General features: G+C 34.7%; 21 protein-coding genes. 13 read left to right on the top strand and 8 right to left on the bottom strand.

The annotated features are described in order from the left end of the window. Positions 1 to 67 precede the first annotated feature (67 nt). The 5 genes from porX (at position 68) to BUL40_RS07390 (ending at position 4,551) form a co-directional block, all read left to right on the top strand. Entirely contained in the window at positions 68 to 1,609 is a 1,542-nt protein-coding gene (porX, locus tag BUL40_RS07370) for a T9SS response regulator signal transducer PorX (protein ID WP_080318711.1), read from the top strand. 1 nt (position 1,610) lies between these two features. After that, the gene (tsaE, locus tag BUL40_RS07375; RefSeq protein WP_080318712.1) at positions 1,611 to 2,021 is read left to right on the top strand and encodes a tRNA (adenosine(37)-N6)-threonylcarbamoyltransferase complex ATPase subunit type 1 TsaE; all 411 of its coding nucleotides are present in this window, start codon (positions 1,611 to 1,613) and stop codon (positions 2,019 to 2,021) included. Between the two features lie 402 nt (positions 2,022 to 2,423). Then, positions 2,424 to 2,966, top strand: a complete 543-nt coding sequence (locus tag BUL40_RS07380; protein WP_080318713.1) for a hypothetical protein — start codon at positions 2,424 to 2,426, stop codon at positions 2,964 to 2,966. A 26-nt stretch (positions 2,967 to 2,992) separates the two neighbouring features. Continuing rightward, positions 2,993 to 4,189 (top strand): alanine dehydrogenase, encoded by a 1,197-nt coding sequence (locus BUL40_RS07385; protein ID WP_010517082.1) that lies wholly within the window; start codon positions 2,993 to 2,995, stop codon positions 4,187 to 4,189. Positions 4,190 to 4,191: 2 nt separating this feature from the next. After that, positions 4,192 to 4,551, top strand: a complete 360-nt coding sequence (locus BUL40_RS07390; protein WP_010517083.1) for a hypothetical protein — start codon at positions 4,192 to 4,194, stop codon at positions 4,549 to 4,551. Between the two features lie 2 nt (positions 4,552 to 4,553). Here BUL40_RS07390 and BUL40_RS07395 read toward each other — a convergent pair whose 3' ends face one another. Continuing rightward, complete coding sequence (locus BUL40_RS07395; RefSeq protein ID WP_080318714.1) at positions 4,554 to 5,720, bottom strand: proline dehydrogenase family protein; 1,167 nt, start codon at positions 5,718 to 5,720, stop codon at positions 4,554 to 4,556. A 90-nt stretch (positions 5,721 to 5,810) separates the two neighbouring features. On the opposite strand from BUL40_RS07395, the gene aroB reads away from it, so the two are divergent. Next, on the top strand, positions 5,811 to 6,869 hold the full coding sequence (gene aroB / locus BUL40_RS07400) for a 3-dehydroquinate synthase (RefSeq protein WP_080318715.1): 1,059 nt from the start codon (positions 5,811 to 5,813) through the stop codon (positions 6,867 to 6,869). A gap of 95 nt (positions 6,870 to 6,964) precedes the next feature. After that, complete coding sequence (locus BUL40_RS07405; protein WP_080318716.1) at positions 6,965 to 7,240, top strand: hypothetical protein; 276 nt, start codon at positions 6,965 to 6,967, stop codon at positions 7,238 to 7,240. On the opposite strand, the gene BUL40_RS07410 is transcribed toward BUL40_RS07405, so the two are convergent. Next, complete coding sequence (locus tag BUL40_RS07410) at positions 7,237 to 7,758, bottom strand: DinB family protein (RefSeq protein WP_010517089.1); 522 nt, start codon at positions 7,756 to 7,758, stop codon at positions 7,237 to 7,239. The genes BUL40_RS07405 and BUL40_RS07410 overlap by 4 nt on opposite strands. 2 nt (positions 7,759 to 7,760) lie before the next feature. Further along, positions 7,761 to 8,240, bottom strand: coding sequence for an Lrp/AsnC family transcriptional regulator (locus tag BUL40_RS07415; protein ID WP_010517091.1), 480 nt, complete (start codon positions 8,238 to 8,240; stop codon positions 7,761 to 7,763). Positions 8,241 to 8,589: 349 nt separating this feature from the next. Here BUL40_RS07415 and BUL40_RS07420 point away from each other — a divergent pair, with 349 nt between their 5' ends. Next, entirely contained in the window at positions 8,590 to 8,940 is a 351-nt protein-coding gene (locus BUL40_RS07420; protein ID WP_080318717.1) for a helix-turn-helix domain-containing protein, read from the top strand. Positions 8,941 to 8,972: 32 nt separating this feature from the next. Continuing rightward, positions 8,973 to 9,344 (top strand): hypothetical protein, encoded by a 372-nt coding sequence (locus BUL40_RS07425; RefSeq protein WP_010517094.1) that lies wholly within the window; start codon positions 8,973 to 8,975, stop codon positions 9,342 to 9,344. A gap of 78 nt (positions 9,345 to 9,422) precedes the next feature. Here the strand turns inward: BUL40_RS07425 and BUL40_RS07430 are convergent, their stop codons facing one another. From BUL40_RS07430 to ychF, 5 genes are all read right to left on the bottom strand, one after another. Beyond that, positions 9,423 to 10,376 carry a sterol desaturase family protein gene (locus BUL40_RS07430; RefSeq protein ID WP_080318718.1) on the bottom strand — a complete coding sequence of 318 codons (954 nt, stop codon included), beginning with the start codon at positions 10,374 to 10,376 and terminating at the stop codon, positions 9,423 to 9,425. Positions 10,377 to 10,435: 59 nt separating this feature from the next. Next, complete coding sequence (locus BUL40_RS07435; RefSeq protein WP_080318719.1) at positions 10,436 to 13,054, bottom strand: DNA gyrase/topoisomerase IV subunit A; 2,619 nt, start codon at positions 13,052 to 13,054, stop codon at positions 10,436 to 10,438. 30 nt (positions 13,055 to 13,084) lie between these two features. Next, positions 13,085 to 14,935, bottom strand: a complete 1,851-nt coding sequence (locus BUL40_RS07440; protein WP_010517101.1) for a DNA topoisomerase IV subunit B — start codon at positions 14,933 to 14,935, stop codon at positions 13,085 to 13,087. A gap of 109 nt (positions 14,936 to 15,044) precedes the next feature. Then, positions 15,045 to 15,947 carry a DMT family transporter gene (locus BUL40_RS07445; protein ID WP_080318720.1) on the bottom strand — a complete coding sequence of 301 codons (903 nt, stop codon included), beginning with the start codon at positions 15,945 to 15,947 and terminating at the stop codon, positions 15,045 to 15,047. Between the two features lie 67 nt (positions 15,948 to 16,014). Next, positions 16,015 to 17,109, bottom strand: a complete 1,095-nt coding sequence (ychF, locus tag BUL40_RS07450) for a redox-regulated ATPase YchF (RefSeq protein ID WP_080318721.1) — start codon at positions 17,107 to 17,109, stop codon at positions 16,015 to 16,017. A gap of 340 nt (positions 17,110 to 17,449) precedes the next feature. On the opposite strand from ychF, the gene BUL40_RS07455 reads away from it, so the two are divergent. The 4 genes from BUL40_RS07455 (at position 17,450) to BUL40_RS07470 (ending at position 25,226) form a co-directional block, all read left to right on the top strand. Beyond that, positions 17,450 to 18,019: an RNA polymerase sigma factor gene (locus BUL40_RS07455; protein ID WP_080318722.1), complete on the top strand. Its 570-nt coding sequence runs from the start codon at positions 17,450 to 17,452 to the stop codon at positions 18,017 to 18,019. 145 nt (positions 18,020 to 18,164) lie between these two features. After that, complete coding sequence (locus tag BUL40_RS07460) at positions 18,165 to 21,032, top strand: TonB-dependent receptor (protein ID WP_080318723.1); 2,868 nt, start codon at positions 18,165 to 18,167, stop codon at positions 21,030 to 21,032. Positions 21,033 to 21,221: 189 nt separating this feature from the next. After that, entirely contained in the window at positions 21,222 to 22,280 is a 1,059-nt protein-coding gene (locus BUL40_RS07465) for a FecR family protein (protein WP_080318724.1), read from the top strand. An 18-nt stretch (positions 22,281 to 22,298) separates the two neighbouring features. Next, entirely contained in the window at positions 22,299 to 25,226 is a 2,928-nt protein-coding gene (locus BUL40_RS07470) for a TonB-dependent receptor (RefSeq protein ID WP_080318725.1), read from the top strand. Positions 25,227 to 25,249: the final 23 nt, after the last annotated feature.

Consider the following 25,249-nt stretch of genomic DNA (forward strand, 5'->3'; position numbering starts at 1 on the left):
GTAGTTTCTTTACACACCTTACCAAGACCAAAAAAAAGTAATACGAACAGTACAGTTAAAATTGGAAATGAAAGAATTTATCATTTTATGGGTCGATGACGAGATTGACTTGTTAAAACCACACATACTTTTTTTGGAGAAAAAAGGATACAAGGTAATTACCGCACCGAGCGGGCAAGAAGCCCTTTCCGAAGTAAAGGAAAATAATTTTGATATAGTTTTTCTAGACGAGAATATGCCAGGCCTTAGTGGCTTAGAAACCCTATCTGAAATTAAATTAATTGATAGCACTTTGCCAATTGTCATGATCACAAAAAGCGAGGAAGAATACATAATGGAAGAAGCCATTGGTAGCAAAATTGCAGATTATCTTATAAAACCGGTTAACCCAAATCAGATATTACTTTCTTTAAAAAAGAACTTAGACCATTCTAGGTTAGTTTCTGAAAAAACAACTGCTAACTACCAGCAAGAGTTTAGAAAAATAGCTATGGACTTAGCTATGGTCAATATCTGGGAAGAATGGGTTGATTTATATAAAAAACTTATGTATTGGGAGCTTCAGTTAGAAGCTATTGAGGACAACAGTATGTGCGAAATTTTAGATTCTCAAAAAACTGAGGCAAACCATCAATTTAGCAAATTTATAGATGCTAACTATCCAGATTGGTTTGCTAATAATGGACCTATTTTAAGCCATACCTTATTTAAAACTTTAATTGCACCTGAAATTGAAAAAGACAAAACCCTATTGGTTGTGATTGACAATTTAAGATATGATCAATGGTATGCATTTGAAGAAACGTTGAGCAACCATTATAAAAAAAGACAAGAAAACGCCTATTGTTCTATTCTACCTACGGCAACCCAATATGCCAGAAATGCTATTTTTTCAGGATTAACACCACTAGAAATGTCTAAGAAACATCCAAATTGGTGGAAAAATGACACGGATGACGGAGGGAAAAATCTACACGAAGCCGACTTTTTAGGCGCACAATTAAAACGACTGAGACTAGATATTAATTGGGAATACCATAAAATTAGCAGCTTAAAACAAGGGAAACATTTGGCCTCTAATTTCAATAGTCAAAAAAACAATGATTTAACAGTGGTTGTTTATAATTTTGTAGATATGCTTTCGCACTCAAAAACTGAAATGGATGTGATACAAGAGTTGGCTGGCGACGATAAAGCTTACCGTAGTTTAACTTTAAGCTGGTTTAAAAACAGTCCCCTTTTAGAAATTATACAACAAGCCCAACAGTTGGGATTAAAATTGATTATAACCACAGATCATGGTACCATTAATGTTAAACAACCCTCAAAAGTTATAGGCGACAAACAAACAAGCCTAAACCTTAGGTATAAAACCGGTAAAAGTCTAACATTCAACGAAAAAGATGTTTTATCGGCAACTAACCCAGCAAACATACAATTGCCAGCAATAAATGTAAGTAGTTCATATATTTTTGCTAAAAACGATTTGTTTTTTGCATACCCGAACAACTACAACCATTATGTTAGTTATTATAGAAATACGTACCAGCATGGGGGTATATCTTTAGAAGAGATGATTGTACCATTTATTATTCTAGACCCAAGGTAAAATGCCAAAAATCAATTTTAATAAAAGCGAACTACCCAATATAGCCAAAAAGTTATTAATGGATATTAATGATAACGTACTATGTTTTAAAGGTGAAATGGGAGCAGGAAAAACTACGACTATTAAACATTTGTTAAAAGAATTAGAAGTGGTTGACCAAGGTAACAGTCCAACATTTGGAATTGTTAATGAATACCATAATAAAAATGGTGAAATAATAGCATATCATTTTGATTGTTATCGTTTAAACTCAGAAGAAGAAGCGTTTGATTTAGGGATTGAAGAGTATTTATATTCTGGTAAATATGTATTCATAGAATGGCCAGATGTAATAGCTAATTTATTACCAACGGTTAGGTCTATTATAAAGCTGTCGTTTATCGATGAAAATACAAGGTCTATCGAGTATTAATTTTTTCTTAAATAGATTTTTTCTATATTCAAAGCAACAAAAATTCCCTCGATGAATAGATGATATTATCGTTTAAAAGCTAAATATGTCGACTAAACGCTTTTTAAGTGAAATATTTTCCTACATTTGTTGTGAATTGATTCAATTTATTTATTAACCAATTACTTTTATTACGATGAACACTAAAAAAGTATTATTTGGCATGATGGCTGTAGCATTTTTAGCCATGGCGACTGTTTCAACTACAGTTCTTAACGAAGACACTGTTAAACAAGAAACCAGCATCAAGAGAAAAGGTCAAATACAAATTTAATTTGCATCTTTTCTGAATTAAAAAGCTCCATTAGTATGGAGCTTTTTTTTTGAACAATAATTTTAAAGTTTCTTAGTTATCATTACTATATGGCAAAAAAAAACACACTTAGAAATAAATTTTTAATCGAAGGATTGATTTCAGTCATTATTGTTGTATCTCCTTTACTTCATTATGCTTGGAAATACATCCCATATGGAATTCAAGAAATATATTTTTTTGGTATAAAGATAGACGCAAATGGTTTTGATGATATTAATAATGCTATTTATTACTACCTAATGAAGTTTGTACCATTGATGCTATTATTGATATGGTTTATAACCTGCAAAGAGTGGTGGTATCATGCAATTATATTACCAATTACCATGTATGCTTTTCAGCTTCTTTATGTATTAACATTCGAATCCAATATCATGGACGAAAATGAGATTTTATATATTGTTGCTATAAGCATGGTAATCACGCCTATCATATATTTTATTCGATTAAAATTAGTGGATAAATATGTGCATGGTATTGATTTAAAAGCCATGGACCAAGAATTAAAATTTTTAAAGGAAAAAGAAGCACTTAAAAAAGAATGGGAAAAGCTAGAGCAACAAAAAGCTGCCCTTTTAAAAAAAATGTAAATTTGTCTTCCTAGTGCGATAGATTTATGGACCAACCCTTTCCTTTTAGTAAACAACAACTTTTACCACAAGAAGAAACTTTAGAAGTATTAAAACAAAAAGGAGAGCTCTTTATAGGTTTACCTAAAGAAAATCAATATCAAGAAAAAAGAATTTGCTTAACACCGGATGCCGTCAATGCATTAACATCCAACGGGCACCGCGTTTTAATTGAATCAGGTGCAGGCGAAGCTGCCAATTATACGGATATAGATTATACCAATGCCGGCGGAGAAATTACTAATGATATTAAGAAAGTATTTTCCTGCCCTTTAATTTTAAAGGTGGAGCCACCTACCTTGGCGGAAATTGAACTTATTAATCCGCAAACAATAATAATCTCTGCATTGCAGATTAAAACACAAGAGAAAAAGTATTTTGAGGCCTTAGCAAAAAAAAGAATAACAGCAATAGCTTTTGAATATATAAGAGATGAGGATGGTAAGTACCCAGCCGTTAGATCTTTAAGCGAAATTGCTGGAATTTCTTCCATACTAATTGCATCAGAATTAATGGCTACTTCTAATGGCGGCAATGGTCTTATGTTTGGTAATATTAGTGGCGTACCACCAGTTGAAGTTGTTATTATTGGGGCAGGTACCGTAGGGCAATTTGCTGCTCGATCCGCGCTGGGTTTAGGTGCCAATATTAAAATCTTTGACAATAGCATAACAAAACTTAGAAATATCCAGACCAACTTAAATCAGACTGTATACACTTCTACCATACAACCCAAAAACTTGCTTAAAGCGCTAAAAAGGTGCGATGTTGCGATTGGAGCCGTAAGAGGTAAGGACCGTTCACCGGTAGTAGTTACCAATACTATGGTAGAGCATATGAAAAAGGGGGCCGTAATCATAGATGTAAGTATTGATATGGGTGGTTGTTTTGAATCTTCAGAAATTACTACCCACAAAAAGCCAGTTTTAGAAAAGTATGGCGTTTTACACTACGGTGTTCCCAATATACCGTCTAGATATCCAAGAACTTCTTCTATTTCTATAAGCAATATTTTTACACCGTATCTTTTAAAAATAGGAGAAGATGGCGGATTAGAAAATTCACTGCGCTTTGACCGTGGGTTACGAAATGGCCTTTATATGTATCATGGTATTTTAACTAACAAAAGTGTTGGCGATTGGTTTGGACTCTCGTACAATGATATTAATTTCTTGATTTTTTAAGAATGTTCGGATTTATTAAACGTTTAGGCTGGTACCTTGTGGGACTGTCTATAGGATTGGTTTTCTTTGTCTTTATTCTTAAGCAAACTTCTGGCGGCAAATCTTTAGATTTTTGTTATTTGCCCAATTGCAGGGTGTTAAAAGACATTAGAAGCAAAACATTTGTTTATGAAGATAATATGCAACAGTTTCTGGCTAACGACAGTATTGCCTGGAAAGCCTTTTTTGAGGAAGGCAATGTTGACTTTGGCGCCAGTGACACCAAAGCCGAGCCTTGTAAATTTTATATTATAGAAAATGATAAAGGCGAAAAAATCAAAGCAACCAATTGTAAAGATAAAGTTACCATAAACAAGCCATAACCCTACATCTTCCTTCTATTTCGCTCTTTTCTAAGAAGCTCTAATTCTCTAGAGGTCTGTCCGGCAACCGAAGTATTCTCCTCTGCCCTTCTAATCAAATAAGGCATAACATCTCTTACGGGACCGTAGGGCAGGTATTTTGCCGCATTATAGCCATTAGCTGCTAAATTATAGCTTATATTATCACTCATACCATAAAGTTGACCAAACCATATGGATTGGTCACTGTTATCAATACCTTTGTCTGCCATTATTTGCATTAGCTTGTAAGAACTCTCCTCGTTATGGGTACCTGCAAAAATGGTAAACACATCCAAACGCTCTGCCATAAATACAATGCCTTCATCAAAATTTATGTCCGTTGCCTGTTTAGATTCGCAAATTGGGCTTTTGTAATTATGTTCTTCTGCCCTATTATTTTCCTTTTCCATATAAGCACCCCTAACCGCCTTAATACCCACTTTTACACCATACTCTTTGGCATTTTGGTATAACCGATTTAAGAATTCCAAACGATCCCAACGGTACATTTGTGCTGTATTAAAAACTACAGGCTTTTCTTTATTGTACTTTAACATCATTTCCCATGCTAAAGTGTCTGCTGCTTCCTGTATCCAACTTTCCTCAGCATCTATCAACAAAGAAACATCTAACTGATGTGCTTTTTTACAAACCTGATCGTATCTATTTACCACGCGTTGCCATTCAGCTTTTTCATCTTCAGAAAGATTGGCTTTCTGGTTAACCTTTTCTAATAACCCAAAACGCGCAAAAGCGGTAGGCTTAAAAACAGCAAATGGTATGGCTTGCTTTTCCTTAACAAAGTCTAAAACTTTTAAAATTTTTCCTAGGGCATGGTCTAATTGATTCTCTACCGTTTTACCTTCTACAGAATAATCTAAAATCGAATAAACCCCTGCTTCGTACATGTTATCAATTACAGACATGCAATCTTTTTCATTTACACCTCCACAGAAATGATCAAAAACAGTTGCTCTTATTAAACCTTCAACGGGTAAATGTGCATTCAATGCAAAGTTGGTCACCGCTGTACCAATCTTAACCAGAGGTTGGTTCGCAATTAGTTTAAATAAAAAATAAGCTCGCTCTAATTCAGAATCGCTTTTTAGACGAAAAGCAATTGAAGTATCCTCAAAAATTTGCTTCATTTTTACACATTCAATAAAGTTGCGAATATAAGCAAGGAATACATAAATATATCTTCAAAATATTTCTTTCTTTGAAAATAAAACTAAACTATGCAGTCTGTAATTACAACCTCCCATGAGGTACATTTTGATGCGGTTGCTAAAGAAGCTTTAAACCAAAGTATTAAAGCCAATACTTACTCCAAAATATTTGTTTTGGTAGACCAGAATACCAATACGTATTGCCTTCCATTATTTCATAAGATGTTTGATGGCGAAGTTGATGCTATAATCACCATTGCACCGGGAGAACCAAACAAACATATAGAAACCTGTCTTAAAGTTTGGGAATCTTTATCAGATTTAGGTGGAGACCGAAAAAGTTTATTAATAAATTTAGGAGGAGGTGTTGTAACTGACTTAGGCGGTTTTGTTGCCTGTACCTTTAAAAGGGGAATTGACTTTATAAATATACCCACAACTTTACTCGCCATGGTTGATGCTTCCGTTGGCGGCAAAAACGGTGTAGACCTTGGTCCTCTCAAAAATCAAATAGGAGTAATTCGACAACCAAAAATGGTCTTGGTTTTGCCCAGTTTTCTTAAAACCTTACCCGAAAGAGAAATTATAAGTGGTTTTGCAGAAATGCTTAAACATGGATTGATTGTTGATCGGGAATATTGGAACACACTAAGAAGTAATGGAGTTAGTAAGGATGTACAGTCTATACTCAAATCTGTAAACATTAAAAGTGATATTATTACCGAAGATCCAAGAGAAAACGGCGTTCGTAAAAAACTCAATTTTGGACACACTCTTGGCCATGCTGTAGAATCTTTTTTTCTAGAGTCTAATAATAGAGATACTTTGCTACATGGAGAAGCTATTGCTATTGGTATGATATTAGAAGCTTATCTAGCTCACAAATTAACTGGATTATCTAAATTAGATTTAGATGAAATAAAAGAAACATTTCTAAGGTTCTACCCTAAAGTGGATATTTCAACTAAAGAAATTTCAAAAATCAAATCCTTATTAATCCATGATAAAAAGAACAGTCATGGTAATATAAATTTTGTTCTTTTAAATGAAATTGGAGATGCAGTGGTAGATATAAAAGTTCCTGATGAATTGATAGATGAAGCTTTTACTTACTACAAATTACCCTAGGTTTCCCAACAAATATTTAGGCTTATACAACTAATATTAAATAGAAAACGTTGGTTTTTAGTAGCTTAGGTGTATAACCTAAACCACATTACACCATGCAACGTAAAATAGTAAGTTACAAGAATTTAGACCACAAAACAGCTTCTTTATTACTTGATAAATATCCTCATGGATATGGTGATGAAGACATCTACACCTTAAAAAAACCAAATGGCGAAATAATTGAAGCCGTAGAAATAAAAACAGAAGATACTATCTACCTCGTCAAAATCAGCAATAGTCTTACCGCCTTTATAGAAAACTTTGATAAAGTTATTGAAGCGGAATTAAATAAAGAGTTAGGTCAAGTAGATTTACCTTTAACAGATTAAAGGTTTAAATAACGTTCTCGCAATATTTTTTCATGATGGACCACATGACCGGCCAACATGAAAAGTATTGCACGAACAGACATTGAACCACCGCTTACATTGCCCATGTATTCTAATGAAGATTGGGTCAAGCTTTCTTTCAACAAAATGCTTGAATCGCGCACTACATCAAATTCTTGTATTAAACTTTCTAGCGTTCTATTTTCAGCATTGCTAAAGTTGATATAATCGTCCTGTTCAAAACCAGGTAATTTGGTTTTATCATTACGAGCCAACCTTAACACCCGATATTGAAAAATACGTTCTGTATCAATAATATGAATCAATAATTCTGCTACAGACCATTTTCCCTTAGCATATCTAAAATTTAAATCTGTTTCTTTTAAAAGAGATAGCGTTTCTAAAAAAGAAGATTTGGAATGAACCAAAATTTGATCCAATTCCAAATCTTTTAAAGCAATTATATAAGGTTTATAGAATTGTGGATATTCTATTTCCGGTAAATCTGATGCTTTCAAATTTAAAGCTCATTAAAAATTGTATGCATTAAGCGCTTCTTGTCGTTGATACTTTCTTCAAGAGATATCATGGTCTCAGTTCTACTAATCCCATCAATATCATCAATTTTAAAAATTATATTTTTTGCGTGTGTTGTATCTCTTGCTCGTATTTTACAAAAGATATTGAATTTACCTGTTGTAATGTGAGCCACTGTCACATAGGGAATTTGAGATAAACGCTCCAAAACAAATTTGGTTTGGTGGGTTTTCTCCAAAAAGATACCTACGTAGGCAATAAAAGAGTAACCTAATTTTACATAATCCAAGGTTAAGGAAGAGCCTTTTATAATACCAGCCTCTTCCATTTTCTTTACTCTAACGTGAACAGTACCAGCAGAAATCAACAATTTTTTTGCGATATCCGTAAAAGGAGTTCTCGTATTGTCAATCAGCATATCTAATATCTGATGGTCTATTTCGTCAAGCTTAACTTTACTCATTATTAAAATATTTTGCAGTAAAAGTAATTAATTAAGAAATATAACATAATAAAATGTATGGTTTTTTGAGTATAATGTAAGTTTTTACCGATAATCGACACAAAAAAAACAATAATCCGAACATTTTAAACAATCATTCCTATCAAATTGAAAAAGGCAGCATCCATACTTCTGAATTTCAATGTTTACAATTGTAACTATTTCTGCATCCAAATATTTATATAGTTATATTTCAGCTAATTAAATTATTTTACATGTATTTTTAATTTAAATAGTAATTATTGATATTATTCAAATAAATTGATAAATTTTCTAGATATTTACAGGTAATTTACATTTGTAAACATTTATGTTAGATAGAATAAAAAATATAATTTCCTATTACGATGAAACCGCATCTAGCTTTGCCGATAAAATTGGGGTGCCCCGCTCTAGCATTTCGCATATTTTAACCGGTAGAAACAAACCCAGTCTTGATTTTATATTAAAACTATTTGAAGCTTTTCCTGATATTAATCTACATTGGTTTTTATATGGTAAGGGAACTATGCATACAATTTCAAATAAAGAAAAAGAACAAGGGCCAAATAAAGAGATTAAGACAAAAAATGAGATTAACATTAGAAATTCAGTAGCTGTTAAAAACATTGTAATTTTTTACGAGGATGGAACGTTTGAATCTTATTTGCCTAAAATTTAGGGTATTTTTGTAATCTTAAATAGAACTAGATTATGAAGTACTTTACCCCTCTTGTCTTTATATATTTATTTACTTCATGCTTAAAGCAACCAGAAAGGGATTGCAAAAAACACCAAACGGGAACTTATAATTTTTCTAGTGTTGTAAATGGGGATACCCTGCACACTAAGTTTACCAGAAACAAAAATTTTGAGATAGACTATTTTAATGGAAATATAGACACTAGTTCCGTTAGGTGGATAAATGATTGCGAATGTATTTTAAAAAATACCAATCCAAAAAACAGGTCTGAAGAAAAAGCTGTACATATTAAGATATTAACAACAACAGACAGTTCTTATACTTTTGAATTTAGTGCTGTTGATGAAACCAACAAACTAAAAGGAACCGCTATAAAGGATTAATTTTTACAAGCTATTATAAATTTCAATGATACCATGGTAAACTAAAAATGGCGCGGTTAATATCCGCGCCATTTTTAGTTAATTTGGTCTCTTAAAAGCAAACCCTTTTTTCTTATGTTCTTTAAACTCTGCCTGTTGTTGTTTAACCGTCATTGTGCTACCATCATGGCTCCAACCAGGAGGACCAAATATGTACATTAATTTATGGGATAGCTTATCTACTTTTTTAACATCATTCCAGATGTCTTTAAATTCATGTGTTAAAATAACGATAGGATTGTAAGAATTTGGCGCGTGTATTACCCCATACTTTACCTCTATTTCTTCATCGTACTCTTTCCAAGTACCAAATAGTTTATCAAAGATATTTAGAAAACCGCCGTGGTTTTTATCTAAATATTCTACGTTCTGTGCATGATGCACCTGGTGCATAGTATGTGTATTAAGGATTTTTTCTAAAAAACCCATTTTAGGAATGTACTGGGAATGGAGTTGAAACTGCCATAGCGCTTCTATACCCAAGCAAACGATTACCATTTCTGGCGGAAAACCAATGGCAGGCATCCACATGTAAAATAATGGCTTATAAAGAATAGTGAACCAGCCATTTCTAATAGCAGTGCCCAAATTAAAGTTATCTGAAGAATGATGAACTATATGTGCAGCCCATAATATTCTTATTTCATGGTTAGCCCTGTGAAACCAATAATACGTAAAATCATCTGCCAACATACAAAGCAACCAAACATACCAAGCATAACCAAAGGATTGATAACCCAGAATATTAGTGCGCACACCATCTATAGTTTCTGGATTAAAGAAATTATAGGTAGCATTAAATAGGACCACCATAAAAATAACTTTAAAAAGAGGCCCTAAAATTGCAGAGCCAATACCCATAAAACCACTAGCGGCTAAATCTTTCCATTCATAAATATGATCATCTCCATGTGTTTTGCTATAGGTAAGCTCTACCAATATAAAAGCTATAAATACTGGCACACCGTATACTAACGGGTTTGTAAAATCCATAAATTAAAATTGTAATTAGTGTTAATATTCAAGGACGGTAATATAGATTTAATATTGATTTAAAACAACGTTGTTTGGTCAGATTCGTCATTGTTTGTATCAATTTTGGTATTGTCCTCGCTTATAGCCTCATTGCTGTCCTCTTCCACCTCCGCTTCTTCTTCTATTTCAAAAGGCAACGCTTCCAAAACGTTTACGTTCTTTAATTTATCTGTAGTTAATTGGTTTCCTTGGGCTTTTATTCCTTTAATAGCTATAAATTCTTCTACATTAACCGTTTCGTTAGGTTTTGGGTCTTTTCCTCTTGGTTTTACAAACTCCAATTCCACCATAGGTCTCCAATCTGTTAAAATTAACTCTAACTGTGTTTTAGAATGTTCACTTATTACAAGCTCTTCTTTGTTTGTGTTCTCTATTAAAAAACGTTTTAGGTAATATCTTTCCTTTTCACCATCATAGTAGATTACGGAGATGGGTTTTTCTGGAACCCATTTTTCCAACACAATCATATCGTCATCAAAACGTGTATTTAAGTCTGGAGCAATGGTCTTAACAACACCTTTTTGATTGGCCACCAAAAGCAAATCTTCCCCTTTAAAAGCACCTAAAAGCTCGCCTCGCTCATCGGTATTTAGACGGCGTACAACATCATCGAACCAAATTTTTCTAGGTTTTAAGGTAGAAACTCCTTTTTCTTTAAGCTCTATACGTTTAACTGCATATTTGGATACCGTATTACCTTTAGAGCTTCTCCCTTTAATAAGAATATCGGCAAAATCAATGTCCCACTTTAACTTTTTTATACTTCCAGATTGCCTCAAATGCACCGTAATAACCTCTGCCTCCCCGTTAGGGTTTGCAGAAAAATACAGTAATTCACTACCTGCTTTCCCGTTGGTTAAATCATACATTTTATCCCTAGTTATACTAGTAACATTAAATCGTTTAATATAACTGGGGCCACCTTTACCATCTTTATAGACCATATTATAGGTTGTACGCTTGTCTTTTTTCTTAAAGACGGCCACATGTATAATACCTTTCTCAACAAATGTCTTACTATCCACCTTGGTTACCATCATTTTACCAGATTGCGTAAAGACAATGATATCGTCAATATCACTACAATCGGTAACATATTCATCTCTTCTTAAAGATGTGCCAATGAAACCCTCTTCCCTATTTACATAAAGTTTGGTATTTCTTATAACCACTTTGGTTGCTTCGATATCATCAAAGATTCGAATTTCAGATTTACGCTCCCTACCTTTACCATACTTCGTCTTCAACTCTTTAAAGTAGGCTATTGCAAAATCGATTAAATTATCTAAATGATGTTTTGTTTCTGCAATGCGGTCTTCTAAACTCTCTAAGTATTGTTTAGCCTTATCCAAATCAAATTTAGAAATACGTTTGATTCGTATTTCTGTTAAACGGACAATGTCATCTTCGGTTATAGCTCTTTTAAGATGACCAATATGCGGCTTTAAACCTTTGTCTATAGCAGCTATTACTCCCTCCCAAGTTTCTTCCTCTTCTATTTCGCGGTAAATTCTGTTTTCAATAAAAATGCGCTCTAAGGAAGAAAAATGCCATTGCTCTTCTAATTCGTGTAACTGAATTTCCAATTCTTGCCTTAGCATGCTCACGGTGTTGTCCGTAGAACGTTTTAGAATCTCAGAAACCCCCATAAATACGGGCTTATTATCTTCAATAATACAAGCCAGTGGAGAAATAGACGACTCACAAGAGGTAAATGCATACAAAGCATCAATACTTTTGTCTGGAGAAAGTCCGCTTGGTAAATGCACCAAAATCTCTACCTCTGCCGCCGTATTATCCTCTATTTTTTTAACCTTGATTTTACCCTTATCATTGGCCTTTAAAATAGAATCGATTAAGGAAGAGGTATTGGTACCATAGGGTATTTCCTTAATTACCAATGTGTTTTTATCTAAACTTTCTATTTTAGCCCTTACCCGTATTTTACCGCCCCTTAGACCATCATTATAATTACTTACGTCTATGATACCCGCCGTTGGAAAGTCTGGATACAGCTTAAAGCTCCTACCTTTTAAATGACTAATAGACGCATCTATAAGCTCATTAAAGTTATGGGGTAAAATTTTGGTAGATAGCCCCACCGCAATTCCTTCCGCACCCTGTGCCAACAACAACGGAAACTTAACGGGCAGGTTTACAGGTTCTTTTTTACGGCCATCATAAGATTGTTGCCACTCGGTAATTTTAGGACTAAAGACAACATCGAGAGCAAATTTGGATAATCTGGCTTCTATGTAACGTGATGCCGCTGCCCCATCTCCTGTCAATATATTACCCCAGTTTCCTTGAGTATCAATTAATAAATCTTTTTGGCCAATTTGAACCATTGCGTCACCAATACTAGCATCACCATGAGGATGGTACTGCATCGTGTGCCCTACCACATTGGCAACCTTGTTATACCTACCGTCATCTAATTCTTTTAGCGAATGCATAATTCTACGTTGAACTGGCTTAAAACCATCTTCAATTGCAGGCACGGCACGCTCTAAAATTACATAGGATGCATAATCTAAAAACCAATCTTTGTACATTCCCGTAACCCGGGTCAATGCTTCTTCTTGTTGATTTTCTGATTGTCCTTCGCCATTATTCAAGGCTTCATTTTCTTCCATTGAAAGATTAGTTTGGTATATGGTATTGGGTTAGTTCTCTTCTACTAGATCAAGCTCTACTTTAAGGTTGTTTATGATGAATTTTTGACGGTCTGGTGTGTTCTTTCCCATATAGAACTGTAACAATTGGTCTATAGACATGGCTTTGTCTAACATTACAGGTTCTAGACGAATATCATCTCCAATAAAATGCTGGAATTCATCTGGCGAAATTTCACCCAAACCTTTAAAACGTGTTATTTCTGGTTTACCACTTAATTTATTTATGGCGTTGGCCTTTTCTTCATCGCTATAACAGTATATTGTCTCCTTTTTATTTCTTACCCTAAATAATGGGGTTTGCAATATGTAAAGGTGGTTTTCTCTTATTAGTTCAGGAAAAAACTGTAAAAAGAAGGTTATCAACAACAATCTAATATGCATACCGTCCACATCAGCATCTGTAGCAATGACAATATTGTTATATCTAAGGTCCTCTAAGGAATCTTCAATATTCAAAGCTGCCTGCAAAAGATTAAATTCTTCGTTCTCATAAACAATTTTCTTGCTCATTCCGTAAGAATTCAAGGGCTTACCCCTTAAACTGAATACAGCCTGTGTATTTACGTCCCTGGACTTGGTAATGGAACCAGATGCAGAATCGCCCTCCGTTATAAACAAGGTAGTTTCTAGACGTCGGTCATTTTTCATGTCGCCTAAATGCACCCTGCAATCTCGTAATTTTTTATTGTGCAAGCTTGCTTTCTTAGCTCTTTCTCTTGCTAATTTTCGAATGCCGGAAAGTTCTTTACGCTCCTTTTCGGCCTGTACAATCTTACGTTGTAAGGCATCTCTTGTTTCAGGGTTCTTATGCAGATAATTGTCTAAATATTTCCCTACAAAATCGTTTATGTATGTTCTAACCGTGGGTAAATCCCCGCCCATATCCGTAGAACCTAGTTTGGTTTTGGTCTGGCTTTCAAACACTGGTTCCATTACTTTAATGGAAATGGCAGAAATTATAGACTTTCTAACGTCTGATGCATCGTAGTTTTTACCAAAATGGTCTCTAACTGTTTTTACAACAGCTTCCCTAAAAGCGGCTTGGTGTGTACCCCCTTGTGTAGTGTGTTGGCCATTTACAAAAGAATGATAGGACTCACTATATTGGGTTTTACTATGTGTAATGGCAATTTCAATGTCATTACCTTTTAAATGGATAATTGGATACAGAAAATCATCTTCGTTATTATTGTCTTCCAATAAATCCTTTAAACCATTTTCTGAGTAGTATTTTTCACCATTAAAAACTATGGTTAACCCAGGATTTAGGTATACATAGTTTTTGAGCATACGTTCTACATACTCATTTCGATACTTATACTTTTTGAAAATAGTCTCGTCTGGGGTAAAGGTTACCATGGTCCCTTTACGCTTGGTGGAATCTACTAACTCCTCCTCTACCAAATTTCCTACAGAAAATTCAGCACTTTTAGCCTGACCATCCCTTACGGATTCTACCTTAAAAAAAGTGGACAATGCATTAACCGCTTTGGTACCTACACCATTTAATCCAACAGATTTTTTAAATGCGCGGGTATCATATTTACCGCCAGTATTCATTTTAGACACCACATCTACCACCTTTCCTAAAGGAATACCACGACCATAATCCCTAACCTTTACCGTGTTGTCCTTAATAGTGATTTCAATGGTTTTACCAGTACCCATGACAAATTCATCAATACTGTTGTCCAAAACCTCTTTTAATAGGATGTAAATACCATCATCAGCAGAAGAACCATCGCCCAATTTACCAATATACATACCGGGTCGCATACGAATATGCTCTTTCCAGTCTAACGAGCGAATATTATCTTCGGTATATTGTGTTTGTGCCATTATGTAGTAGGATTATCCCAACGAATATAAAATTATGTGCGAAAAATAAAAATGGGAGCGCTATAATTTAATCAACAAATAAAAAGCTGCTATTGTTGATATGTGATTATCAAGGTTTTTGCTTATTGATCGACAAATAAATAATTCCCATAATAACTACCAACATTCCCAAAAGCTGCAACCAGGATAGTTTTTCTCCCAAAAATAGATAAGCCAATACTATGGTAGAAATAGGCCCAACACTACCAAGAATTGAAAAGCTATTGGCGCCGATTGTCTTGATGGAACAAGATACCAAAAACGAGGGCATCAAGGTTGCAATAATGGCCATTCCTAAACCATAAATATATACGGGAGTAGCCAAATTTAATACGGTTTTTAAAGGAGTTGTGGCACTATAATGAATTAGAATGCAAACCGTAGATACAATCATTGCGTAACATGTAAAACGTAATACGCCTAATTTTGGAATTAACCAACCACTACCCACTAAATAAGATGCATATGTTATAGCACTGAATATAACTAAGAGTACTCCTAACCAAACATTACTCCCAGTTACACTCAACTCTTTCCAAAAGGTAATTAATACACCCAGATAAGTGATAGCAATAGCTATTCTCTGTTTTTTAGAAACTTTAATTTTCAAAAACACATAAGAAAGTAGCACAACTATTGTAGGGTAAATAAATAAAATAATACGCTCTAGACCTGCCTTTATATATTTTAGACCTAAAAAATCAAAATAGCTGGCCAGATAATAGCCCACAAAACCAAACAATAGCAGCCATAAAAAGGTTTTAGCACCTATTTTACTGGATTTTTTGTACTCCAAATAACATAAAATAGCAATGTAAAAAGGAAGCGCGAATCCCATCCTCAAAAGCAATAAGCTCAACGTATCAACTTGATAGAGATACGCAAGCTTTACCATAATTGCTTTAGAAGAAAAAAGAACCACTCCTATTAGGCCAATTAGGATTCCAAGATTTTTAGACGCAGGCTTAACCATAGCGCTAACCTACTTAGTAAAAAACGTAGGTTTCTATTCTTTAGATAGTAAATGGAATGCCCAAAGGTTACACATTAAACCTGAAATGCATTACATCGCCATCTTTAACAATGTATTCTTTACCTTCTACACGCATTTTACCGGCCTCTTTTACTTTAGATTCACTACCAAATTGAACGTAATCGTCATATGCAATTACCTCTGCCCTAATAAAACCCTTTTCAAAATCGGTATGGATTACACCGGCAGCTTGTGGCGCTGTGGCCCCTACGGGAATGGTCCACGCCCTTACTTCTTTAACCCCGGCAGTAAAGTACGTTTCTAAGTCTAGTAATTTATAGGCGCCACGGATTAATTTTGCCGCACCAGGCTCTGTTAAACCTAAATCTTCTAAGAACATTTGACGTTCATCATAAGATTCTAGTTCGTTAATATCCGCCTCGGTACCAACCGCCAAGAAAATAACTTCTGCATTTTCGTTCTTAACGGCTTCCTTAACCTTATCCACATAAGCATTTCCTTCTACGGCGGCCGCCTCATCTACATTACAAACATACATTACGGGCTTATCCGTAATTAATTGTAATGGCTTTACAAATTCTATCTTATCCTCATCAGAAACCGTAATGGCGCGCACGGATTGCCCCGCCTCTAATCCTTCTTTTAGTTGAATTAAAACAGCTTCTTCTTTTTGCGCTTCTTTATTACCGGTCCTTGCAGCTCTTTTGACTTTGTCCAGTTTTTTCTCTACACTTTCCAAATCTTTAAGCTGTAATTCCATATCGATGGTTTCTTTGTCCCTTATGGGATCAACGGAACCATCTACGTGCACCACATTATCATTATCAAAACAACGTAGAACATGTAAAATCGCATCCGTTTCTCTAATATTTCCTAGAAATTGATTTCCTAAACCTTCTCCCTTACTAGCGCCTTTTACCAAACCAGCAATATCTACAATCTCTACCGTGGCCGGCACTACTCTTTCTGGATTAACAAGAGATTCTAGTTTTTCCAACCGCGGGTCTGGAACATTTACCACACCTATATTTGGTTCTATTGTACAAAATGGAAAATTTGCACTCTGCGCTTTGGCATTAGATAAACAGTTAAAAAGGGTGGATTTTCCAACGTTTGGTAAACCTACGATACCTGCTTTCATAGTTAGAGAAGTTTATTGCTTATTTATTAAAGGCTGCAAAGATAAGTTGAAGAAAACAATTTATACTACAACCTATTAAACATTGAATAGGCTAGATAACCCAGAAGAAAAACTATACCCAAAAGTGCTAATGCGGATAGAAAGCATCCTATCTTCATCCAAATACCAGAATATTCTTCGTTTTCTTGCATTTTAAAATTTAAGCCACAAATATAAATTAGCCCAGTACTTCTTACCAACAATTAGCATCAAATTAATAGCTTATTCCTGCTAATCTAGCTTTAACCTATAATTAACGTTAAATTATTTTTATACATTTAACCACGAGAAGCTATAATTAATGGAAGTAATAGATCAAATACTCTGGTCAGAATTTAAAAAAGGCAAGCAAGATGCTTTCAAGAGCCTTTTTAAAAAATACTACTCTCCATTATATTTTTATGGATTAAAGTTATCTGCCAACCAAGATATGACCAAAGAGGTTTTACAAGACTTTTTTGTGTATTTACATACTAACGCTGCTAATTTTTCGCAAGTAGAAAACGTTAAAGCCTATCTAATGATTTCTTTTAGAAGATTAATTTTAAAGGAAATTGCCAAACAAAGAAAAGTAATGCAACAGACCACATCTATCGAAACAGGGGCTGTTTTCAACTTTTTAGAAGAAGAATTAAATAAAAATCAAAATAATTCTTTTGCGGATAATGTTACACTTCTTAAGCACCTAAATCAACTACCAGAAAGGCAAAAAGAAGTAATTTATTTAAAGTTTTATAACAACCTGTCTGTTAAGCAAATAGCAGATGTTATGGAAATAAGTGCTCAAAGTGTTTCCAACACCCTTCAAAAGGCTTTTTCTAAATTGAGAAAATCCATAGAATCTGACCAAATTCTGTCTATTCTTAAATAAATTATTCCCTTAGTAGGGTATATTCTTATTTTTTTTGCTCTATAGGTTTGAATACTGAAATTTCAATACGCACTATTTAGCGTTCGCGCTACTTTTAATGCATTTTGAATTTTCTAGTGTGAACATCTAACTCATACTAAATATTATGAAAAAACCTAAATTAACGTATTGGGGCTTACTTACGGCAGCAATGGTGGCTTTACCCACCGTTACCAATGCCTCCTCAAACCCCATTGCAGAAAACAAGGAGGAAAAAACAAAAATTAATGTATCCATTAATCGTTATCAAAATGTGGTAACCGGTAAGGTAACCGATGAAAATGGTATTGCCTTAGCAGGGGTAAACATTTTGGAAAAAGGCACATCTAATGGAACAACTTCTGATTTTGATGGAAATTACTCCATTTCGGTAGCTAACGATGCCACTTTAGTTTTTAGTTATATTGGTTTTGGAACCAATGAAATTAAAGTAGCCGGGCAGTCTACCATTAATGTAACATTGAGCGAAGGAGTACAGTTAGAAGAATTTATTGTTGTTGGATCTAGAACCGCTCCAAGAAGTAACACAGACACACCTTTGCCTGTAGATGTATTGCCGGCAAAAGAACTTACGTCTACCGGACAAGTTACTTTTGATAAGGCATTACAATACAAGATTCCATCTTTTAATACGGTACAAACACCGGTAAACGATGCTACTTCTCTTTTAGACCCATATGAAATTAGAAATATGGGGCCAAGTAGAACATTGATTCTAATAAACGGAAAAAGAAAAAACTTAAGTGCTTTATTATATACACAAACTTCTCCAGGTCGTGGGGAAACCGGTGCGGATATTTCTGCCATACCTACAGATGCCATAAAGCGTGTAGAAATACTTAGAGATGGTGCTTCTGCACAATACGGTTCTGATGCCATTGCAGGGGTAATGAACATTATTTTAAAAGATAGCCCGGAAACCGGTTCGGCTACACTTAGAGGTGGCATTACCTCTGAAGGAGACGGTGAAATGTATGGAATTGCGGTAAACAACGGCACCCCAATTGGAGACGATAAGGGATTTGTAAATTATACCGTAGACCTTTCTAAAGTTAATCTTGCAAACAGACCTGGCACTGTAGACGCAGAAGGAGAAGCCGGTGATTTTGGGGCTGATTTAGCTACGGTTCAAGAGTTTTTAGGTAGAAGACCAGACGCAGGTAACATTAATGGTTCTCCAGAAACAGCAGCTGCTAAATTTTCGGCAAATTTTGGATATGATATTAGCGACAACACAGAATTGTACGCAAATGCAGCATATGTCTATAAAAACGTAAACAGTTTTGCCAATTATAGAACTCCTTATTGGAGAACGGTTGATGATTTTCCTTATTTGGCAGATTTTTTCCCTGGAAATAACCCCAATACCGCTGGCGGTTATGATGGTTATTTACCAACTTTTGAAGGTTTATTGAGTGATTATAACGGTACGGTAGGTTTTCGTTCTACCATAAACGACTGGAATGTTGATTTAAGTTTCACTACAGGTGGAAATTTGCAAACTTACAAAGTGAACAACTCGCACAATAGAAACTTTGTGTATTCTCCGTCTACATGGGTAGATGCCAATGGTAATGGAACAATAGACGATGGTGAGGTAACAGAAAGTTCTCAGCTTTACAGGGAAAATTCTCCACGTTCTTTTGATCCAGGAGGCACACGCTTTTCCCATAACGTTGGAAACATAGATATTTCTAGATTACTTTCTGATAAGGTAAGTATTGGATTTGGTGCAGAGTTTAGAACAGAAACCTTTGAGGTAATAGAAGGAGGCCTTGCTTCATATGACGGTGGTGGTGCGGATTCTTTTGCAGGTAACACACCACAAAATTCCGGTAAATTTAACCGTTACAACATTGGTGGTTATTTTAGTTTGGATTATGATGTTACGGATGCTTTCTTACTAAGTGGTACGGTAAGGGCAGAAAACTACTCAGATTTTGGTGGCGCATTTGTATATAAATTCAGTTCTAGATACAAATTCAGTGATGCATTAACCTTAAGAGGTTCTGTTTCATCAGGATTTAGAGCTCCTACTCTTCATCAAATTTATACGCAAAAAGCACAATACAGCTTTATTCCAGGTCAAGGTATACAAGTAGGTGGTTTGGTAAACAACGTTTCCTCACAAGCACAATTATTGGGTATTCCACAGTTAGACGCAGAAACTTCCAATAACTTTACTATTGGGGTTGGTGGCAAAATAAACAATCACTTTAGCTATACCTTAGATTACTATAATATAGCGGTAAAAGATAGAATTGTTTTAAGTACGGAGATTGGTCCTACAGAAGCTGGTAATACCGCTCTAGACCAAGTATTGGCAGACAATAATTTATCCGATGTAAGCTTCTTTGTTAACGCATTGGATACTAGAACTTCTGGATTAGACGTGGTATTTAGCTATAAAGACATTGCGCTAGGGGCTGGTAATTTAGACTTTAACCTATCTGGAAATTACACTTTTCAAAACGAAAGAGATGGGGCGGTAAAAAATCCAACTTTGGTAGAGAATGCTGGGCAGTCTGTTGTTAATGACACCCAAGAGGCCCTTTTCTTTACCTCTAGACCTAGAACAAAATGGATTTTAGGCGCTAATTACCAATTAGATAAATTAGGTATCTCTTTAAACAACACTTACTTTGGCAAAACTACCTTTAAACAACAAGGTATGGACCCAAATATAAGAACAGAGTTTACACCTAAAGTGGTAACAGATTTAGGGTTCAATTACAATGCTACGGATAAATTGACCCTAGCATTAAACATCAACAACATTTTGAATGTACTACCAGAATGGAGTTTTAAAGCAGAAAATGCTGCAGGTGAAACCTTACTTGCAGACCCAGCACAAGTTAAAACGCAATCTAACTTAATTACATTCAACCAAAGATATTCCCAAATGACATATGATGGTTACCATTTTAGTCAATTAGGGACACTGTTTAATTTGTCTGTGAATTACAAGTTCTAAGATGAATTATGATTTCTAATTATTTTTGAGTTATTCATGGAAAGGCTGCCAATTGGCAGCCTTCTTTATTTAATAGGACAATCAATTTTTAAGAATTATATATTTTCAACTAAAATATTTTAACTTGCTCCGTTTTATTAGGGTATATTTTTGAGATTTTCTCTCTTTACCATAAAGTTGCACAGTTAAATGGCTAATAATAAAGAGCTTTCTGTTTCTGGTTTAATCAAAGACACTTCTTTTGTAAATTGGGCAAAGGGTTTAAACCAAAACGATATTGAGTATTGGAACAAGTGGATTGTCAATAATCCGGATAAAATAGCCATTGTTACAGAAGCAAAAGATTGTATAGTTGGCATTACCTTTAACACACAAGAGTTAACGGCATCTGAATTAGATACGGCATGGCAAGACCTAGAGGCCAAATTGACCCAACAACAACAACAACAACAACAACAACAACAACAACAACAACAACAACAACAACAGCAACAACAACAGCAACAACAAGATACTTCCAGTAAAACAATCAATTGGTATATTTTAAGTGGTGTTGCCGCATCTATAGCGCTATTAATAGTTTTATATCTAAATTTCACCAGCACTTCTATTACCACGTATAGCACAGGTATTGGAGAAACTTTAGTGGTAAATCTAACTGATGGTACTAGGGTTCAATTAAATTCTAATTCTAAAATAAATTTTGAAAAAGATAATCCAAGGGCCATAAAGCTTACAGGAGAAGCATATTTTGAGGTAGCAAAAAAATTAAAAACCAATGCAAAATTTGCTGTTAAGACCAATGATTTACTGGTAGAAGTGTTTGGTACTAAATTTAACGTTAACGCACATAGAAACAAAACCTCAGTTACCCTAGACGAAGGTTTGGTAAAGCTTAAATTGGCCAATGGTGTTACCAAAAGCATGTTGCCCGGGGAACATGTAAGCTATTCACATAGCATGGACCAAACCGTAAAGGCTAGTAGTCCCAAAAACATTAAAGAAATTTCTTCTTGGAAAAATGGTGCATTGGAATTTAATGGTGTGCCCTTGCATAAAGTTGCTGAACGAATAGAAGACATTTATAACGTGTCCGTTGAATTTATGGACGGCGAAGCACCTAATCAATTATTAACTGGTGGTTTACCTATAAATAACCTAGAAATTTGCCTCAAAGCTATTTCTGGAGCAACAAATACAGAGATTATTAAAAATGATGATACAATAAGTATTAAATTGAAGCCTTAAAAGCATAGCTTTTATTATATGACTATAAGAGGCTTATCTAACTTATTGCTTTCTCTAGTATTTTTTTGTTTTTCGACTTTTAACACAGCAATTTATGCCCAAAATTTAAAGTCGGAAACAAACCTTGTTACGCTTCTACATCAATTAAGTAAAGATTACAACGTATATTTTAATTACAATCCAGAAGATTTAAAAAACATTTCCTTAAATACTTCCAGCCTTGAAGGCGTAAGATTAAAAAAGAAATTAAAACAAATTGAACACTTAACGGAATTAAAAATAGAAAGTTTAGGTTCAAGATATTATGTTATTTATTCTAGTAAAGATTTAAACAAGTCTAACAACAAAATAAAAGGGGGGCTATTAACCCATCAGAATAAATTAAGGTTGCAAAATAAAGTTATTGGAAAAATAACTGATTTAAACGGGCTACCCTTGGCTGGTGTAAACATTAGAATTAAAGGCACTACCATTGGAACCACAAGCAATTTTGATGGCAATTATAATTTGGATGCCAACCCCAATGATATGCTGGTTTACAGTTACATTGGATTTAAGACAAAAGAAAGAAAGGCAGATAAAAACGTAATAAATATAGTATTAATTGAGGGTATATCCTTAAACGAAGTGGTTATGATTGGTAACCGGTCTAAACCAAGAACGGTAATTAATTCGGCCGTACCTATAGATAATATTTCTGCTGTTGATTTAAGCAGTACGGGACAATCTACTTTAGACCAGATGTTGAACTATAAGATTCCTTCTTTTAATTCTACAAACCAAGCAATATCTGATGCAACGGCACATTTTGACCCAGCCGATTTAAGAGGTCTTGGCCCAAGTAGAACATTGGTATTGATTAATGGTAAAAGAAAAAACCAAAGCGCCTTGGTCTACATTAATGATACGCCTGGTAAAGGAGAGGTTGGTGTAGATTTAAAAAGTATACCCGCTGCTGCTATTGAACGCGTAGAAGTTTTAAGAGATGGTGCGTCCGCACAGTATGGTTCTGATGCTATAGCGGGGGTTTTAAATATAGTTTTAAAAAAGAACAAACAGTATACACAAATAGAGACCCAAACTGGCATTACCACTAGAGGTGATGGCTTTAGCAATGGTGTCTCCATAAATTCAGGAATTCCTTTTCAAAATTCAGATGGCTACCTTAATCTAACAGCTGCATTTTACCAACAAGATTTTACCAGTAGAACTAATAATTTAGGATTTGATGCACTATATAACATTACTGAAAATGATACGGAATGGGCCAATTGGTTGCAAAAATATCCCGATTTAGGCATGACCGTTGGTCAGCCAAAAACCAAAAACTATAATCTAAACTACAATTTTGAATTACCTGTATCCCCCACCTGTAGTTGGTATTCATTTGGTGGACTTTCCTATAGAATTGGTGAAAGTTTTGCGCTTTATCGCGCTCCGTATTGGATAGAAGACCCAAACAACCTATTTCATGAGCAAAGCGAAGCCTACGAGGGGTTTCAACCCACTTTTGAGACAGATATTAGGGATAATTATTTTACACTAGGCTTTAAATGCCAAATTTTAGGTTTTAAAACAGACATAAGTGCCACTCAGGGCAGGAATGCAGTAGATTACCTTGTAGCGAATAGCCTTAACCAAAGTTTGGGGGCCAATAGTCCTACCCGGTTTGATGTAGGATCATATGCCTTTGACCACATATTGACCAATATGGACTTTACCAAGGCATTTGGTAAAACCAATATAAATTTTGGTTGGGAAGTTAGAAAGGAACGCTTTAGGTCTACCGCAGGAGAACCTGCCTCCTACTTAGGCGAAGGAACGGTTTCTTTTCCTGGCATACAACCAAGAGATCAACTTATTGCCACTAGAAATAACTTTGGCTCTTATGCAGAGGTAGACCATGAATTTTCTAAAAGGTTTATGTTAGGAACCGCTATTAGATATGAATACTTTAGTGATTTTGGTAAAAACATCTCTTGGAAAGCGTCTAGCAGATACACTTTCAAGGAAGATAAAGGCGCCTTACGCGCTTCTGTAAGCACCGGTTTTAGAGCCCCTTCTTTACATCAAATATATTTAAGCAATACACAAACATTGGTCTCTGGAGAGTCGGTTTCCAATCAAGGGACTTTTTCTAATCAAGACCCCATTATAAGGGATAATTTAGGCGTTAAACAATTAACAGCAGAAAGGTCTAGAAATATTACCGCTGGCATCACCATTAAACCATTGGAAAACTTATTTTTCTCAGCAGATTTTTATAACGTCTATGTTAAGAATAGAGTGTTATTTACCAATGAAATTGGTTTTGATGAGGATTTTGCGCAAACAAATCCGGTAGAATCTATTTTAATAGCCAATAATATTACTTCTCTAAAATTCTTTATAAATGCCGTAAATACCAATACAAACGGGTTAGATTTGGTGGGCAATTATACCAATATTAAATTAGGGGAAGGTTGGGGTAAGCTCACATTGGCTGCTAATTTTAACAAAACCCGTATTGTAGATGATATTGCGGCGCCTACTATTTTAAAAAACAATAATTACGAGATATTCAATAGAAAAGAACAAGCAAGAATTTTAAGTGCAAGACCAAGGACTAAAGTTTTATTGGGATTTAATTACAATCTTAGAAGATTAAACCTAGGTCTAAACAATACTTTTTTTGGTTCCGTAAAATGGCAACATGCAGAAGACCCGGGCAAAGACCAAACGTTTACAGGTAAAATTCTTACCGATATTACCCTAAATTACCAACTAAATACAAATATTAGTTTTTACTGTGCCGTAAATAATATTTTTAATGTTTACCCAGATGAATTGGATAATAAAGGTGATGTCTTAACCGATTTGGGTGGACGTTTTAAATATGCTTGGGAGGTAAATCAATTTGGTTTTAATGGCACTACTTTGAATGGTGGACTAAGAATTAAATTATAAAAAAAGGAGCCCAAGGGCTCCTT

The organism is Croceivirga radicis (assembly GCF_002072105.2).
Classification (GTDB): Bacteria; Bacteroidota; Bacteroidia; order Flavobacteriales; family Flavobacteriaceae; genus Croceivirga; species Croceivirga radicis.

Excerpts from the sequence above, each read along its gene's own strand:
- porX (WP_080318711.1), top strand. The coding sequence starts at position 68 with ATGAAAGAATTTATCATTTTATGGGTCGATGACGAGATTGACTTGTTA.
- tsaE (WP_080318712.1), top strand. The coding sequence starts at position 1,611 with ATGCCAAAAATCAATTTTAATAAAAGCGAACTACCCAATATAGCCAAA.
- BUL40_RS07380 (WP_080318713.1), top strand. The coding sequence starts at position 2,424 with ATGGCAAAAAAAAACACACTTAGAAATAAATTTTTAATCGAAGGATTG.
- BUL40_RS07385 (WP_010517082.1), top strand. The coding sequence starts at position 2,993 with ATGGACCAACCCTTTCCTTTTAGTAAACAACAACTTTTACCACAAGAA.
- BUL40_RS07390 (WP_010517083.1), top strand. The coding sequence starts at position 4,192 with ATGTTCGGATTTATTAAACGTTTAGGCTGGTACCTTGTGGGACTGTCT.
- BUL40_RS07395 (WP_080318714.1), bottom strand. The coding sequence starts at position 5,720 with ATGAAGCAAATTTTTGAGGATACTTCAATTGCTTTTCGTCTAAAAAGC.
- aroB (WP_080318715.1), top strand. The coding sequence starts at position 5,811 with ATGCAGTCTGTAATTACAACCTCCCATGAGGTACATTTTGATGCGGTT.
- BUL40_RS07405 (WP_080318716.1), top strand. The coding sequence starts at position 6,965 with ATGCAACGTAAAATAGTAAGTTACAAGAATTTAGACCACAAAACAGCT.
- BUL40_RS07415 (WP_010517091.1), bottom strand. The coding sequence starts at position 8,240 with ATGAGTAAAGTTAAGCTTGACGAAATAGACCATCAGATATTAGATATG.
- BUL40_RS07420 (WP_080318717.1), top strand. The coding sequence starts at position 8,590 with ATGTTAGATAGAATAAAAAATATAATTTCCTATTACGATGAAACCGCA.
- BUL40_RS07425 (WP_010517094.1), top strand. The coding sequence starts at position 8,973 with ATGAAGTACTTTACCCCTCTTGTCTTTATATATTTATTTACTTCATGC.
- BUL40_RS07430 (WP_080318718.1), bottom strand. The coding sequence starts at position 10,376 with ATGGATTTTACAAACCCGTTAGTATACGGTGTGCCAGTATTTATAGCT.
- BUL40_RS07435 (WP_080318719.1), bottom strand. The coding sequence starts at position 13,054 with ATGGAAGAAAATGAAGCCTTGAATAATGGCGAAGGACAATCAGAAAAT.
- BUL40_RS07440 (WP_010517101.1), bottom strand. The coding sequence starts at position 14,935 with ATGGCACAAACACAATATACCGAAGATAATATTCGCTCGTTAGACTGG.
- BUL40_RS07445 (WP_080318720.1), bottom strand. The coding sequence starts at position 15,947 with ATGGTTAAGCCTGCGTCTAAAAATCTTGGAATCCTAATTGGCCTAATA.
- ychF (WP_080318721.1), bottom strand. The coding sequence starts at position 17,109 with ATGAAAGCAGGTATCGTAGGTTTACCAAACGTTGGAAAATCCACCCTT.
- BUL40_RS07455 (WP_080318722.1), top strand. The coding sequence starts at position 17,450 with ATGGAAGTAATAGATCAAATACTCTGGTCAGAATTTAAAAAAGGCAAG.
- BUL40_RS07460 (WP_080318723.1), top strand. The coding sequence starts at position 18,165 with ATGAAAAAACCTAAATTAACGTATTGGGGCTTACTTACGGCAGCAATG.
- BUL40_RS07465 (WP_080318724.1), top strand. The coding sequence starts at position 21,222 with ATGGCTAATAATAAAGAGCTTTCTGTTTCTGGTTTAATCAAAGACACT.
- BUL40_RS07470 (WP_080318725.1), top strand. The coding sequence starts at position 22,299 with ATGACTATAAGAGGCTTATCTAACTTATTGCTTTCTCTAGTATTTTTT.